This window comes from Gemella haemolysans ATCC 10379 (assembly GCF_000173915.1).
GTDB classification, from domain to species: domain Bacteria; phylum Bacillota; class Bacilli; order Staphylococcales; family Gemellaceae; genus Gemella; species Gemella haemolysans.
Genome location: NZ_ACDZ02000006.1, coordinates 98740 through 112303, shown reverse-complemented (window position 1 = coordinate 112303; position 13564 = coordinate 98740). Strand labels below are relative to the sequence as shown.

Annotated in this window: 15 protein-coding genes; 1 reads left to right on the top strand and 14 read right to left on the bottom strand. The window is 31.1% G+C overall.

What is annotated here, in order from left to right; all coding sequences use genetic code 11:
- Positions 1–162 precede the first annotated feature (162 nt).
- The gene (locus GEMHA0001_RS02220; RefSeq protein ID WP_004264128.1) at positions 163–1446 is read left to right on the top strand and encodes an FtsW/RodA/SpoVE family cell cycle protein; all 1284 of its coding nucleotides are present in this window, start codon (positions 163–165) and stop codon (positions 1444–1446) included.
- Positions 1447–1484: 38 nt separating this feature from the next.
- On the opposite strand, the gene GEMHA0001_RS02215 is transcribed toward GEMHA0001_RS02220, so the two are convergent.
- From GEMHA0001_RS02215 to yhbY, 14 genes are all read right to left on the bottom strand, one after another.
- Complete coding sequence (locus GEMHA0001_RS02215) at positions 1485–2546, bottom strand: M42 family metallopeptidase (RefSeq protein WP_004264028.1); 1062 nt, start codon at positions 2544–2546, stop codon at positions 1485–1487.
- A 4-nt stretch (positions 2547–2550) separates the two neighbouring features.
- Positions 2551–2820 carry a hypothetical protein gene (locus tag GEMHA0001_RS02210; RefSeq protein WP_004264147.1) on the bottom strand — a complete coding sequence of 90 codons (270 nt, stop codon included), beginning with the start codon at positions 2818–2820 and terminating at the stop codon, positions 2551–2553.
- 10 nt (positions 2821–2830) lie between these two features.
- Positions 2831–3703, bottom strand: coding sequence for a 2-oxoacid:ferredoxin oxidoreductase subunit beta (locus tag GEMHA0001_RS02205; protein ID WP_004263874.1), 873 nt, complete (start codon positions 3701–3703; stop codon positions 2831–2833).
- Between the two features lies 1 nt (position 3704).
- The gene (locus GEMHA0001_RS02200; protein ID WP_004264195.1) at positions 3705–5447 is read right to left on the bottom strand and encodes a 2-oxoacid:acceptor oxidoreductase subunit alpha; all 1743 of its coding nucleotides are present in this window, start codon (positions 5445–5447) and stop codon (positions 3705–3707) included.
- Between the two features lie 743 nt (positions 5448–6190).
- Positions 6191–8404, bottom strand: a complete 2214-nt coding sequence (nt5e, locus tag GEMHA0001_RS02195; protein ID WP_004264181.1) for a cell surface ecto-5'-nucleotidase Nt5e — start codon at positions 8402–8404, stop codon at positions 6191–6193.
- A 194-nt stretch (positions 8405–8598) separates the two neighbouring features.
- Positions 8599–9372 carry an SDR family NAD(P)-dependent oxidoreductase gene (locus GEMHA0001_RS02190; RefSeq protein ID WP_004264077.1) on the bottom strand — a complete coding sequence of 258 codons (774 nt, stop codon included), beginning with the start codon at positions 9370–9372 and terminating at the stop codon, positions 8599–8601.
- A gap of 15 nt (positions 9373–9387) precedes the next feature.
- Positions 9388–9822 (bottom strand): CopY/TcrY family copper transport repressor, encoded by a 435-nt coding sequence (locus tag GEMHA0001_RS02185; protein ID WP_004264105.1) that lies wholly within the window; start codon positions 9820–9822, stop codon positions 9388–9390.
- Between the two features lie 107 nt (positions 9823–9929).
- Entirely contained in the window at positions 9930–10382 is a 453-nt protein-coding gene (locus GEMHA0001_RS02180) for a GyrI-like domain-containing protein (RefSeq protein ID WP_004264002.1), read from the bottom strand.
- A 175-nt stretch (positions 10383–10557) separates the two neighbouring features.
- Positions 10558–10716: a hypothetical protein gene (locus GEMHA0001_RS08910; protein WP_224207458.1), complete on the bottom strand. Its 159-nt coding sequence runs from the start codon at positions 10714–10716 to the stop codon at positions 10558–10560.
- Position 10717: 1 nt separating this feature from the next.
- Complete coding sequence (locus tag GEMHA0001_RS02175; protein ID WP_004264150.1) at positions 10718–11437, bottom strand: class I SAM-dependent DNA methyltransferase; 720 nt, start codon at positions 11435–11437, stop codon at positions 10718–10720.
- A 1-nt stretch (position 11438) separates the two neighbouring features.
- Positions 11439–11777 (bottom strand): ribosome silencing factor, encoded by a 339-nt coding sequence (gene rsfS / locus GEMHA0001_RS02170; protein ID WP_004264102.1) that lies wholly within the window; start codon positions 11775–11777, stop codon positions 11439–11441.
- A 20-nt stretch (positions 11778–11797) separates the two neighbouring features.
- Positions 11798–12667 carry a bis(5'-nucleosyl)-tetraphosphatase (symmetrical) YqeK gene (gene yqeK, locus GEMHA0001_RS02165; RefSeq protein WP_004263768.1) on the bottom strand — a complete coding sequence of 290 codons (870 nt, stop codon included), beginning with the start codon at positions 12665–12667 and terminating at the stop codon, positions 11798–11800.
- Positions 12642–13250, bottom strand: a complete 609-nt coding sequence (gene nadD / locus GEMHA0001_RS02160) for a nicotinate (nicotinamide) nucleotide adenylyltransferase (protein ID WP_004263959.1) — start codon at positions 13248–13250, stop codon at positions 12642–12644. The genes yqeK and nadD overlap by 26 nt, the downstream gene beginning before the upstream one ends.
- 1 nt (position 13251) lies before the next feature.
- On the bottom strand, positions 13252–13551 hold the full coding sequence (yhbY, locus tag GEMHA0001_RS02155; RefSeq protein ID WP_004264083.1) for a ribosome assembly RNA-binding protein YhbY: 300 nt from the start codon (positions 13549–13551) through the stop codon (positions 13252–13254).
- Between the last annotated feature and the right edge of the window lie 13 nt (positions 13552–13564).

The window sequence follows — 13564 nt, the reverse complement described above, 5'->3', positions numbered from 1 at the left end:
TACATATATAATTTATACATTAAATTTGGAGTTTTGTTACTATATGTACAATATATATAACAATAGAATTTCAACTTTCTTTAATAGATTTCTCATAGTAGATTTCTCATAAGTTGCTTATATCCTTTCAATATTGTATAATTACAACAAAGGAGTTGACTTATGTTAAATTTCATAAAAAATAAAACAAATTTATCGATATTGATTTTTTATTTTATATTTAGTTTTTCTAGTTTATTATTTATACTACTAGCTGAATATAATAACAATAAAACACCTACATTATTCCTTAAGCAATTTGTTTTCTATTTAATTGGTCTTGGAATAATATATTTACTTCAGAAAATACCAATAGATTATATAGAAAAATTCTCTATAGCATTCTATTTATTCGCACTAGTTCTTTTGGTTGGAATATTCTTAGTACCTAATAATTTTGCTCCTATCGTAAATGGTGCACGTAGTTGGTACAATCTCAGACTATTCACTTTACAACCTTCAGAATTTGGTAAAATAGCCACAGTAGCTATGATTAGTATGTTGATAAAAGAAAAGAGTTTCAAAGATAATACAGATACTGTAAAACTTTTAAAAATATCATTAATAATTTCAATACCCTTCGTATTGGTCGCTAAAGAAAATGACTTAGGTAATGGCTTATTTTTCATCTTTTTATTCTTAGGCTTAGTTTTTTTAGTCTGCAATAAAGGGAAGACATTATTCAGAATTTACTCTGTAGTTATAGCTGGACTAGCAATTATTATTCTTGCTGCCTTATATTTCCCAAGACTTCTTAGTCTAGTTGGATTAAAATCTTATCAGCTTAATCGTATCCTTTCATGGTTAAATCCTGAAGCCTATAAGCTTGATTACTCTTACCAAATCACTCAAGTTCTTAGTGAGATTAAATTAGGTGGACTTACAGGTACATTCGCTAAAAATAAAAACTATATTGATGAACAATTTAATGATTTTATCTTTTCTATAGTTGCTAAAAACTTTGGATTTATCGGTGCTGCAATCTTCTTAACTATATTTTTTATATTTATACTAAGATTATTTAATATAATGAAAAAATGCGAGCAAGGTAACTACAGCTACTACTTTATTTTATTAGCTATTTGTAGTTTTTGCTTCTCATTCTTCATCAATATTTTTTCAACACTTAGTATTATTCCTGTAATTGGTATAAGCATGCCATTTATAAGTTATGGTGGAAGTTCATTAATAGCCAATAGTATTCTCTTCGGAATAATTGTTAAAATTAATGCTACTATACACGAAGAATATATGGAAGATGAATATTATGAAAGATACGAAGAAAAATATGATGAAAATCAATATATTGATGATTCTCATCCTTTTGATCCTGTATACGAGAATAACAACAATAACTATTATGAGGAAGAACCTCAACAATATCGAAGAAGTAAAAGAAAAAGATAAAAAAATGAGGATAGAAATTTTTTTCTATCCTCATTTTTTTATTTTCTTACATCTTCAATGAATTTATCATCAATAGTTTCTAATAATTTTCCTAAAATTGATTTAGCTGCGTAGTAATCACGGATATCGAATACTGCATTGTGAGTGTGAATATAACGTGCACAAATACCGATTACAGTTGTTGGAATACCATTTAATGCTTGGTGAATATTACCAGCATCTGTTCCTCCTGGTGAAGTGAAGTATTGGTATTTAATTCCATTTTCTTCAGCAAGTGCTACGATTTTTTCTCTCATGTTAGCGCGAAGTACCATAGTTCTATCAACTAATCTTACTAAGAATCCTTCTCCAAGGCGACCATTACTTGTTTCTTTTCCGTCCATGTCGTTTGCTGGACTACAGTCTACAACGAAACATACATCAGGTTTAATCATATTTGCTGCCACAGTTGCTCCACGAAGACCTACTTCTTCTTGAACAGTAGCACAAACTACTAGATTGAAGTCTAATTCTTTATCAGCAAATTCTTCTAAGATTTCTGTAATAATTACACATCCGTAACGGTTATCAACAGCTTTACTCATAAATCTGTTTTCAGTAAGTTGTTCGAATGTTGTTTTTGGTGTAACAAATGCACCTTCACGAATTCCCATTTCTAAAGCTTCTTCTCTTGAAGCTGCACCTACATCTATAGTCATATCGCTAATTTTTACATTTTGCGCTACTCCTGCAGTGAAGTGTTTAGGAATTGACCCTATTACTCCAGTGAATTTTTTTCCTTCATATGAAGTTACTGTGTAAGTTTGAGCTAAAAGAACATCTTCCCTAAAACCACCAAGTGTTTCGAATTTAAGCATACCATTTGGTAATACTTTAGTTACGATAAATCCAACTTCATCCATGTGAGCTGAAATCATAACTGTTTTAGCATTTTCTTTTTTAGACTTTTTAATAGCATAGATTCCGCCAAGATTATCGAACTTAATCTCATCAGCATATTTAGATAAATTTTCTTCTAAATATTTTGAAACTTCATTTTCAAACCCTGATGTCCCGTCTAACATTGTTAATTCTCTGAATCTTTCTATTGATTTACTCATTTTCTTATACCTCTTTTATGTACTCTATTGTTTCACTTTCTTTATCATAGCGGACTTCATACTCGATATTATCATTTACAAAATAGAACATTAAATATGAGTTTTCTTTTAAGTTTAGCGTATAGCTATCTATAACATCATAACCTAATGCGATTAATTTGTTTCTACACCTATCTATGTGATCATTATTTAATTCTTGCTCTTCTGTTTTTTGATAAACACGATATCCTGCATATGCAGCAACTAATGGCAATAATATTCTTTTTAATCTCATATTTTACCTCTTATCTAAATTCATCACATAACGAGTTAAATAATTCCTCACTAAATTCTAGGTTTTGATGAGCAATAGGTTCATCTCGTTTATAATTACGTAAAGTGTCTTCGTAATGAGGTTTTTTCTCATTTTTGTAAATTACCCCTGTTACAAGGTCGTTATGTTCTTCCAAGACTCTATACGCTTCTAATTTATTAGTATTATCATAACCTTCGATATCAGAAAGTTTTGTTAAGTGTTCTTTATACCAAGCTGGCGTATTTTTGTAGTTATATGTTTTACATGGGCTGAACACGTTAACTAGTGAGAATCCATCATGATTAACAGCTTCCTCGAAGATTTGCATCATTTCTTTCATATCACCAGTGAATGCTTGCGCTAAGAATGTAACTTCACAAGATAAGGCAATTTTCATAGCTGACAATGGTTTTTCCATTACACCCTCTAAAGTTGTAGTTGTTATCAAACCTTCATCAGACTTAGGCGACATTTGACCTTTTGTTAAGGCATATAGTTGGTTATCCATTACTACGTATGTCATGTTTACGTTACGTTTCATAGCGTGAACAGCATGTCCAATTCCGATAGCATATCCATCACCATCACCACCCATAGCAAAAACTGTTAGGTCTTGGTTAGCTAATTTTATTCCTTGAGCAACTGGTAGTGAACGTCCATGTAATCCTTGAACTCCATATGCTCTTGTATATCCACTAATTTTTCCAGAACATCCAATCCCTGCAGAGATTACGACATTCTCAGGTTTAATCCCCAGATTTACAACAGCTCTATTTATACCCGCAAGTACCGAGAAGTCTCCACAACCGGCACACCAATCGGGCTTAACATCATTTTTATAATCTTTTAATGTTACTTTCAAATTATTTCTCCTCCTCTAGTAATTGTTCAACAAGTTCGTGAGTATAATAGATATCTCCATCATATTTCAGTAAACTACCAATTTTTTCTGAATTATGATATTTACTTGCTATTACAGTACGTAACTGTTTATTGTGGTTGTGCTCGACAATATAAATCTTTCTATATTTATCAAATGTATCACGAATAGGCTGAGCAACTGGGTAAATTTGACGAATATGCATAGTATCAATCTTCATACCTTGTTCTTGTAATTGCTTAGCAGCCTTATTTAGAACTCCATATGTTGAATTTACACCTACTAATAGAATATCTTTTTCATCGTTATATTCATTTAGTTCGAATGGTTTTTCTACTAATGCAGATTCAATCTTATTAGAACGTTTTTCTTTTTGACGTATTGTATTACGTTTAACCTCAGAAGGTAATCCCACAACAGAGTGTTCATAACTGTTCGCGTTGTGGATTCCACCTTTTTGACCTGGGATAGTTCTATTTGAAACTAATACATCAGTCGCATAACGTTTGAAGTAAATAATATCTTCTTCTGTGATTTCTTCTTGTTTTAATAGATTACCACGATCGATTTGAACCTTACTAAAATCAAAGTTAGGTACTGTAGCTTTGTTCATACCTAATTGTAAATCCATTAAGACAATAACAGGTGTTTGGAATTTTTCTGCCATATTGAATGCATCAATCATAGTGTAGAAACAATCTTCTACAGATATTGGAGCTAATACAATACGAGACGCATCTCCTGTTCCACCATAAACTGCGTGGAAAATATCTGATTGTTCAGTTTTTGTCGGAAGTCCTGAAGAAGGTCCTCCCCTTTGAACATCGACTATAACAACTGGCTGTTCTGCCATCGCTGCCATACCTAAGAACTCTGTCATTAATGAGATACCAGGTCCAGAAGTAGCTGTCATAGCACGAACTCCTGCAAAGTTTGCCCCAATAGCAACACCTAACGCTGCAATCTCATCTTCTGTTTGGATATATGCACCATTTACTAGTGGAAGTTTATCAAATAAATATTCCATAATTTCTGTAGCTGGTGTAATTGGATATCCTGCATACATTCTACATCCTGCTGCTAGTGCACCAAGACCCGCTGCATGGTTACCAACTAACCACATATTCTTGTGAGTTGGATTTAATTTTTTTAGATAATACTTATCATTAATATTATTTTCAGCCATAAAATCATTCATGATCTCACGACCTTTATCGAAGGCTTGAATATTAGTATTTACGATTTCTTCACCTTTACTAGAGAATTTTGCTTCAATCATATCATAGAATATTTTTGAATCAATATCTAATAATGCTGAACAAATCCCAAGTGTAATAATGTTTTTAATGATTGGATTTGCAATTTCTTTTGCTAAATCAGTAATTGGGAATACCGCAACTAATCCTTTAATTTCTTCTGAAATTTCTGGTTTAATCTTAGCATCCGCAATAATAATACTGTTTTCATCCAATTCTGGAATATAACTATCTAATGTAGCTTGGTCAAAGGCTATAAGAATATCTGTCTTATAGTCAATAACATTAATTCTTTCTTCTGAAATACAAATTTTACTATTACTGTGTCCACCTTTAATTCTACTTGCAAAATCTCTTGTAGAATACATGTGATAACCTAGTGTATTTATTACCGTAGAGAAGATTTCGGCTGTACTTTCTAGCCCTTCACCTTGTTCTCCACCAATTTTCCATCCTAATTTATTAATCATATAATCTCCTTTAATCTCTTTCATTAGAAATTTAATCGTTGATTTCTCAATACTTTATTTTACCATATTTAAGAAAATTTTTCCATCCAATAATATTTATTATCAGTACTATAACTCTTGAAAAATATTATTATTTCATAATTTTTTCTGACATAGACTATTAAAATATTTTTTTAAAAATTTGTATAATATTTAGGAAGAACTCTAACTTTTAATATTTCTCTTAATAAAGTATAAAGAATTATCATTCCAAATATTACTTAATCTCAATATTTTAAATATTCTATATTCAAATTTACAAAATTTCCTCTAATGTTTATTTTTATATAAAAATAAACTTCTTTATCATTTCTTAAAAAGAAAAAATAACATTACACAAAGAAAAAATCCTTGTAGAAGCAATTAACTTCCACAAGGACGTATCTATAGACGTGTTACCACCTTGATTTATAGTATTTTCACAAATACTATCTCAAAAAGTACTAAAAAATTAAATCTCAATACTCTTAGCTATAACGGGCTACCCGTAGCAGTTTAACTATTCAACTACTAACACGAAAAGACCATCTTCATAGTATCAAATTTGATCTCTTTTCACCCAACGAGACTCTCTAAGCAAATATCAACTATTACTCTTCTTTTCAAAGTGTAATTTTAATTTTGTTATTTAAGTATATCAAGTTAGGAATACCTTGTCAATGTTTTTTGAGAAACTTTAATACTATATATTTATTAAAATCTTATTATCTATTTTTTCTTTTTCTTAATGCTAGTGCAGCTAATAACACAACTACACCTAATGATGCTGTAGCAACTGAGTTAAGACCTGTGTTAGGTAATTTTCTCTCACTGTTAGTAGCATTAGCTTTTTTAGCAACTTTTTCACTTGGTTTAACACTAGTTTTTTCTACTTCATACACATGAGTTATAATTTCTTCTTTTTTAGATGTTGAAACTGTGTTATATCCTTTAAGAACTTTAGGCGTTTTTTCTCCAAGCTCTACTGGTGCAAGTTCATTTCCTGCTGCATCAATATGACGTGTTACTACTAATTCTTCTTTTACTAAAACTGGAGCATCTTGTCCATTTGACGATTGAGGCTTTTCAGTTTCAAATTTATATGTTTTAGAGTCTACAGAAATTGTACGTGAGTTTGGATTTACTACTGCATATTTAGTTAAATCAGCTTTTTCTAAATAATTTTTGAATGCTTCATCCATAGATGGTCCTTCTTCACGTGCTCCACCTAACATTGTATATCCGTCTCCACCTGCTGCTAAGAAGTCATTTGTAGTTAGGTAATATGTTTTATTTAAATCTAATTTATCATATGCACCTGTGTCATGGTTCTTAACTTCTACACGTAATACACGTTTTCCAGAAGGTAAATTTGTATCGTAGTATACTTTAGCTCCTGATACGTGTAAGAAACCTCCACTTGGTTCTAATAATGGTTGTCCATTTTCATCTAAAACAGTTTTACCAGCTTTATCAACTTGTAAAATAGATCCTAGAGATTTTTCAAACATATCTAATACATTTTGACCAGTAACTTTTATTTGAGAAATAGTGTTACCGAATGGAAGAACTGCAATTACACTACCTTTTGTAATAGGTTTATCTTTAGCAATAGTTTCACGTAAACCACCACCATTTGTTACTGCGATGTCTGTTTTATTTTTAAATCCAGTTTGACCATATTCATAAAGTGAGTCAGCTACTACATTTCCTAAGTTAGTTTCACGTACACGAACATTTTCACGAGTACCACTTAACTCAACAGGACTATTTTTCACAACAACAACAGCATTTTCCGCATCGTATTTCGCTTTAATTTCATCAACTAACTTTTTAACTTCAGCATTAGGTTTAACATTAGTAGTTTCTGAAGCTTTAATTAAACTTGGAGTTCCTAATAAACTATTTGGTTTTAACGTAACTTTACCAATGTTATTTAAATAACTTCCTGTTTGGTTATAAGTAACGTTGTCTCCATATGTTTTTGATTCTACTGTGTGAGAGTGACCATCGATTACTACTACACGTTTCCCTTTTAATAAAGGACTTTTAGATAGTTCGTCGGCAAGAGTAGAACCTCTCCATTCGTTAGGTGTTGTTGTATCTACTCCAAGATGAGCTAGAACAACATATGTTTTATAGTCATCACCAGTAGCTTTTGCTTTTGCTTGGATTTCTTTAACTACATTTAGTACCTCTGGAATAGGATCTTTGAATGTTACACCTTGAACATTTTTAGGGTGTGTTTTTGTAGCAGTTTCTGGTGTTGTTACCCCAATAACAACAACCTCATCACCTTTAACACTTTTATCTTTATCAATGATTGTAGAAGCTTCAAATAAACGTACGCCATTAACATAAGTATTTGAGCTTAATAGAGGAAATTTTAAAATTTGTTTATACTTTTTAGCTTCATCTAAACCGAAGTCAAACTCATGATTACCTACTGCCATAGCATCGTAATTAATTTTATTTAAAATTTCTGCACGAGCTTCCCCTTTTGTTGAGTTAGAGATAGGTAAACCTTGGAATGCATCCCCTGCATCTAGAACTACAGTTGTTTGATCTTTTTTAGTACGTTCATTTTCGATTACTGTTGCTAATTTTGCATCACCAACAACTGATGTATTTTTATCACGACCTTTTTCTTCTACGATTCGTCCGTGAACATCATTAGTGTGAACTAATACTATATCTTTTTCAGTTGTTTTTGGTGCAGCTGATGATGATGGTTCTGTTGAATCAGTTGATTGAACTGCTGGTTTTGCGTCTCCTGTCGTCGGAGATACTGGAGCCTCAGACGGCACTGATGATGGTGCAGCTACTGGCGAAGTTGCTGGAGCTGGTGTTGACTCATCTGCGAATGCAGCTCCTCCTGAAGTTGCTATTGCTAACCCTACGATTGTAGCTGACGCTAATGTATATTTTTTTTTCTTCATGATAACTTTTTTTCTCGCTTTCTTATTTGTAATTTAGTATTTACATAATATCACAATAATACGTGTTTTTCAACTGAAATTTGAATATTTTTTTATGATAACGATTTAAAAACGTACTTTTTTCAATATATTTATTTTCTTTTAAAAATTAAAAAAATCGAAATTAGATATAATCCAATCTCGATTCAATATTCTTATTTAAACATTCTTAAAAGTATTCTGTCGCTTAATCTTGGGAATAATTGACTAATTTTAACAGCTAAAACTAGCTTAAATGGTAAATTAACTTCACGTTTTTTCTGTTCAATACCTTTTATTATCTTACTAACAACTAGTTTAGGGGTTAATGTTTTACCACCCATTGCTTTTTGATAACTCTTATCTTCATCAGCTATATTAAAGAAATTTGTAGCTACAGGCCCTGGATTTACAGTCATAACATGAACATTATCTTTTTTTAATTCTAAACGCAAAGAATTAAAGTATCCAATTAAAGCAAATTTTGTAGCAGAGTAAACAGAACTCTTTGGTGTAGCTATTTTTCCTGCTAGAGAAGCTATAGTTACAATAGTTCCAGATTTTCTTTCTCTCATTCTTTTAGCAATTTCAGTTGTTAGTTGAATAGTTCCTATAACATTTGTATCAAACATATTCACAACATCATGATCGCTAAATTCACTAAAATCTTTCATAATCCCATAGCCTGCACCATTGATAAGTATATCAATATCTTTTACAGACGAAAGTAGGTTCTCTACCTGTTCTTGAGAACCTATATCCACACTATATACTCTAGTCTTAACATTTTCAAAAGCTTCACATTTTTTAGCAACTTTTTCTAGAGCCTCTTTTCTGCGAGCTACCAATATCAACTCCACATTCCCTTTTTGTGCATACTGGTGCGCTAACTCACGACCAAGACCACTTGAAGCTCCTGTTATAAGTATCTTTTGTTTACTATTTTCCATACAATAATCCCTCTCTTATCCGTGTTTCGCTGCACAGCTACATTGCCCTTTTAGGCACTTACACGTAATAACCTCAGCTGCTGTTTTTCTTTTTTCTTTAAGCAACTCAATAATTTCATCAATATTACTTTTACTTAAATTATCAGTCTCAATTATATTCTTAACAATAACATGCGTTCTTCTTTCACAAATTCTCTCTAAAAAGTTCTGTGTTAGTATATCTAAACATTCATCTTCTACACAATTCGCCGAATATAAAAATTTATTCCCTTGTTTTCTTGTTTCTAAAAATCCTTTTTCAACTAACCTCGACAGTAAAGTCTTAATAGTTGATGGTGTCCAAGACTTTTCTTCACCTAGAGTATCAATTACAAACTTACTTGTAGTTTCTTTATTACTCCAGACTACTCGCATTACTTCCCATTCCGCTTCCGAAATATTAATTTCCATTTATTATCATCCTTTTTTTCAGTTACATCTGTAACTATAATACTATTTTAATCATATAATGTCAATTCATAAAAAACTTGATTCTAGTAATACTAGAATCAAGTTTACTATTTTTTCCTAATAGGATGTCTAATAACTGTTTTAAGCTTCTCAGGTGCAGTTTTTCTCACATCAGAAATATAAATTTCATGGTGGAATCTCATCTCATTAATGTCTAATTCATAACCTTCAGAAATCATATATTCGTGCATCTTAGTAACAGTTTCTGGCTCTTTATCATAGGGACCAATATGCATACATTGGACACAAGTTCCTTCATAATAGCTAAAAAATTCAACCTTTGAGAAATCTTCTTTTTTCTTTTCCGTTATTTGCTTGATAGCCCACTCAAATACTTCTTTTGTAACAAAATCTGGCATACGTATTAATGAAATAAACTTAAAATTTTGTTTATTACTATAATCAACACCTTCTATTCCTTCTTGCCACCAAAACCCTTCTAACGGCGGAACAACAAAATCAAAGTAATTAGGAATTTTATATTCTCCTTTTTTACTCATCTTTATAGCATACACTACAGGATGGGAGTGACTCAAAAATCGTGATTTCGTAGAAATCGATTTTGTCGAGTCACCCCCGCACAGTTTATTAGATATCTAAAAAGCTTTTCTAAAGCGAAATTAGATATCAATAAACCACTGCGTCTATGAGTTCTCATATGAACTTTGTCAAATTTTAAGACTTTTGGGTCAACCCCTTATACTCGCTATTGTCATCATTCGGGTCCCCACTCCCCCTAACTGCAATATAATTAGCATTCTCTATATTAACAATACTTGGTTTAGTCTTAGGGGCATATAAATGCTTAAGAGTTTTTTTAAAATCAACTACCATACTACTTCTCCAAAATAAAAATTATTCTATCTGATTCAGCATATTTTTTATTGTTTTTATCAAAGTCACAGAAATAATTTTTAACTTTAAATCCAATATTTTGAATTTCAGCAAGGACACTTTCAATTTCATAAGTTCTTTGTGAATGAAACTGTTCAAGTTTTCTATATAAACCATTGTTTTCTTTTATAAAGAACGACAGTTCACTCTCCACCTCTAGAGAATTTTCTGTTTCATATGTGAACCACAGATAACTAATTTCCTCATCTTCATAACCGAAAACTTGTTTTTCTAACATATCCTTAACTTTTTTTGGAGTGTGGATATCAAATACAAATTTCCCACCTTCCTTTAAAGATGAGTGCACTTCTTTTAATCCTAGTTTAAACTCTTCAAAATCCGACAGATAATTAAATACATCAAATGCACTTAATACAAAATCAAATTCTATATTTAGCGATGAGATTTCTAATAAATCCATCGCAAAATAATTACAACCAGGAACTTTTTCACTAGCTATCGCCAGCATTTGTTCACTATTGTCTACTGCGAATACTTCTCCATATTTTTTTAGAGTTGGTAGCATTGCACCACTACCACAACCTAAATCAAGAACTAGAAGATTTTCTCTATCTTCTAATTCTTGACCAATAATATTTTTATAAGCATCGTAGTCGACATCCATTAGTTTATCATAAACAATACTTAAATTTTCGTACATATTATACACCTTTTATAGGATATTTCTCAAATAGCGCATCTAATTCATAGTATTCTCTATCATCACGAGTCATGATGTTTACTACTACATCACCTAAGTCCATAAGAATCCATTTAGCTTCTCTTAGACCTTCTGTACTGTGAATTTCTCCACCATTTTCTAATACTTGTTCTCTTACTTCTTGAGCAATTGCCTCTACTTGTCTATTTGTAGGAGCGTGACAAATTACAGAATAGTCATATAATACTCCTGCTTGAGTTAAATCATAAGCAACGATATCATAACCGTGTTTATCATCACATGCATCTACAACAACTTTTAATAAGTTTTCTACTTCCATTTTCATCCTCTTTCTTTATTTTATTTTTTTATAATATGGAACATTACCACATAAAGTACATCATCTTCTGGGTATCTTTTAGCTAGTTTATCGATTAATTCATCTAGAGTAACACCATAATACTTAGCATAACGTTCTGTTAAAGTATCTCTTGTTACAGGTTTAACTAAATCAACTTCTAATGTAGCAAACACTGTATCAGGATCTTCATAAGTCGTAGCTTCTAATAAATCACCTTTTTTGAAGTGTGCCTCACTCTTATTTCTAATCGTGATTGTTTTTTCATCAGTTAAAATTTTATCTTTATTTTTTTCTTTAAATCCGACACGATAGTTTTTAATATTATAATAGTTATAACAATCTAATAATGATGGATAAATTCTTTCATCATTATCGATTAAATAAACTAACGTATACTTAGCAGCAAGTCTTACCGCTTCATCTAAGTCATACTGAGATACTTCTGTAACCTCTGCTAAGTGTGGGTGTTTCCTTTGTGGATCAGTATAGTCAGATATGAAAATTATTTTCTCTAATAATGTCATGTGCTTTCTACCAAATGTGTGGTTAGCAACAGCAAGTTTAACTTCTTCATCTGCTACACCAAATTCTTCTTCGATAAATGCACTTGCTACAGGTCCGTGAAGAACCTCTACTGGATAGTCTAATAAATTAACATCTAAATTATGTAAAATTACGTATTTCTTCATTAAGACTTCATCCATTGGTTTACAAACATCGTGTACTAAAGCTGCTAATGCGGCTCTTTCTTCATTTGCTCCATGAACTTTTGCTAAATGTTTCGCTACTTCCACAACTCTTAATGTGTGTTCATATCTTTTTTCTGGTAATATTTCTTTCACTCTATTTTGAATTTCTTGATATTCCATATAAACTCAACTCCTCTATATATGACCTACATTCATCAGTAATCATATAATTAATACTTTTCTTGTTTTTTAAATTTTTCCTAATTAAACTAGAACTTATCTCAATTATCGGTGATTTCATTATCTCATAACTAATAGATTTATAAAAAACATCCCCTTCTACTACTTTATATAAATCCTCTTCATCACGAGCAACAAAAATAAAAGTTACAAGTTTTGCTAGTTCTCCTATATTATACCATTTTTTTAAATCTTTGGCTCTATCTGTTCCAATAATAAAATAGATTTTTTCATTTTTATACAATTCACTAAAATACTTAACAGTATTATAACTATAACTTACACCCTCATTTGATATTTCATAGTCACTTACTTCAAACTTTAAGTTGCCTTTAGTACTTAGTTTCGTCATCTCAAACCTATTTTCATCACTAGCTTCAAGTTCTCTACCTTTTAACGGTGTAATATACGAAGGAATAAAAATAACTTTCTCTAAATCATAAGTATCTAGTGCTGTTTCGGCAGTAATTAGATGACCTATATGAATCGGGTCAAAACTACCACCATAAAGCGCAATTGACATCTTATTTCACCAACTCTATTTTTCTATACTTTTCCTTAGAACTTTGTTTGTATAATACAATAGTGTGTCCAATTACTTGAACTAATTCAGATGAAGTACGTTCAGATAGAATTTGAGCAACCTCATCTTTATCTTCTTCACAGTTTTGTAAAATACTTACTTTTAATAATTCACGTTTTTCTAACGCATCTCTAATTCCTTGAATCATATCACTATTTACACCTGATTTCCCTACTTGGAAAATTGGTGATAAATGATGAGCTAATGCTCTTAATTGTCTTTTTTGTTTTCCTTTTAACATCTTATCCTCTTTT

Coding starts and splice junctions, on each gene's coding strand:
- GEMHA0001_RS02220 (WP_004264128.1), top strand. CDS start 163: ATGTTAAATTTCATAAAAAATAAAACAAATTTATCGATATTGATTTTT.
- GEMHA0001_RS02215 (WP_004264028.1), bottom strand. CDS start 2,546: ATGAGTAAATCAATAGAAAGATTCAGAGAATTAACAATGTTAGACGGG.
- GEMHA0001_RS02210 (WP_004264147.1), bottom strand. CDS start 2,820: ATGAGATTAAAAAGAATATTATTGCCATTAGTTGCTGCATATGCAGGA.
- GEMHA0001_RS02200 (WP_004264195.1), bottom strand. CDS start 5,447: ATGATTAATAAATTAGGATGGAAAATTGGTGGAGAACAAGGTGAAGGG.
- nt5e (WP_004264181.1), bottom strand. CDS start 8,404: ATGAAGAAAAAAAAATATACATTAGCGTCAGCTACAATCGTAGGGTTA.
- GEMHA0001_RS02190 (WP_004264077.1), bottom strand. CDS start 9,372: ATGGAAAATAGTAAACAAAAGATACTTATAACAGGAGCTTCAAGTGGT.
- GEMHA0001_RS02185 (WP_004264105.1), bottom strand. CDS start 9,822: ATGGAAATTAATATTTCGGAAGCGGAATGGGAAGTAATGCGAGTAGTC.
- GEMHA0001_RS02180 (WP_004264002.1), bottom strand. CDS start 10,382: ATGAGTAAAAAAGGAGAATATAAAATTCCTAATTACTTTGATTTTGTT.
- GEMHA0001_RS08910 (WP_224207458.1), bottom strand. CDS start 10,716: ATGGTAGTTGATTTTAAAAAAACTCTTAAGCATTTATATGCCCCTAAG.
- GEMHA0001_RS02175 (WP_004264150.1), bottom strand. CDS start 11,437: ATGTACGAAAATTTAAGTATTGTTTATGATAAACTAATGGATGTCGAC.
- rsfS (WP_004264102.1), bottom strand. CDS start 11,777: ATGGAAGTAGAAAACTTATTAAAAGTTGTTGTAGATGCATGTGATGAT.
- yqeK (WP_004263768.1), bottom strand. CDS start 12,667: ATGGAATATCAAGAAATTCAAAATAGAGTGAAAGAAATATTACCAGAA.
- nadD (WP_004263959.1), bottom strand. CDS start 13,250: ATGTCAATTGCGCTTTATGGTGGTAGTTTTGACCCGATTCATATAGGT.
- yhbY (WP_004264083.1), bottom strand. CDS start 13,551: ATGTTAAAAGGAAAACAAAAAAGACAATTAAGAGCATTAGCTCATCAT.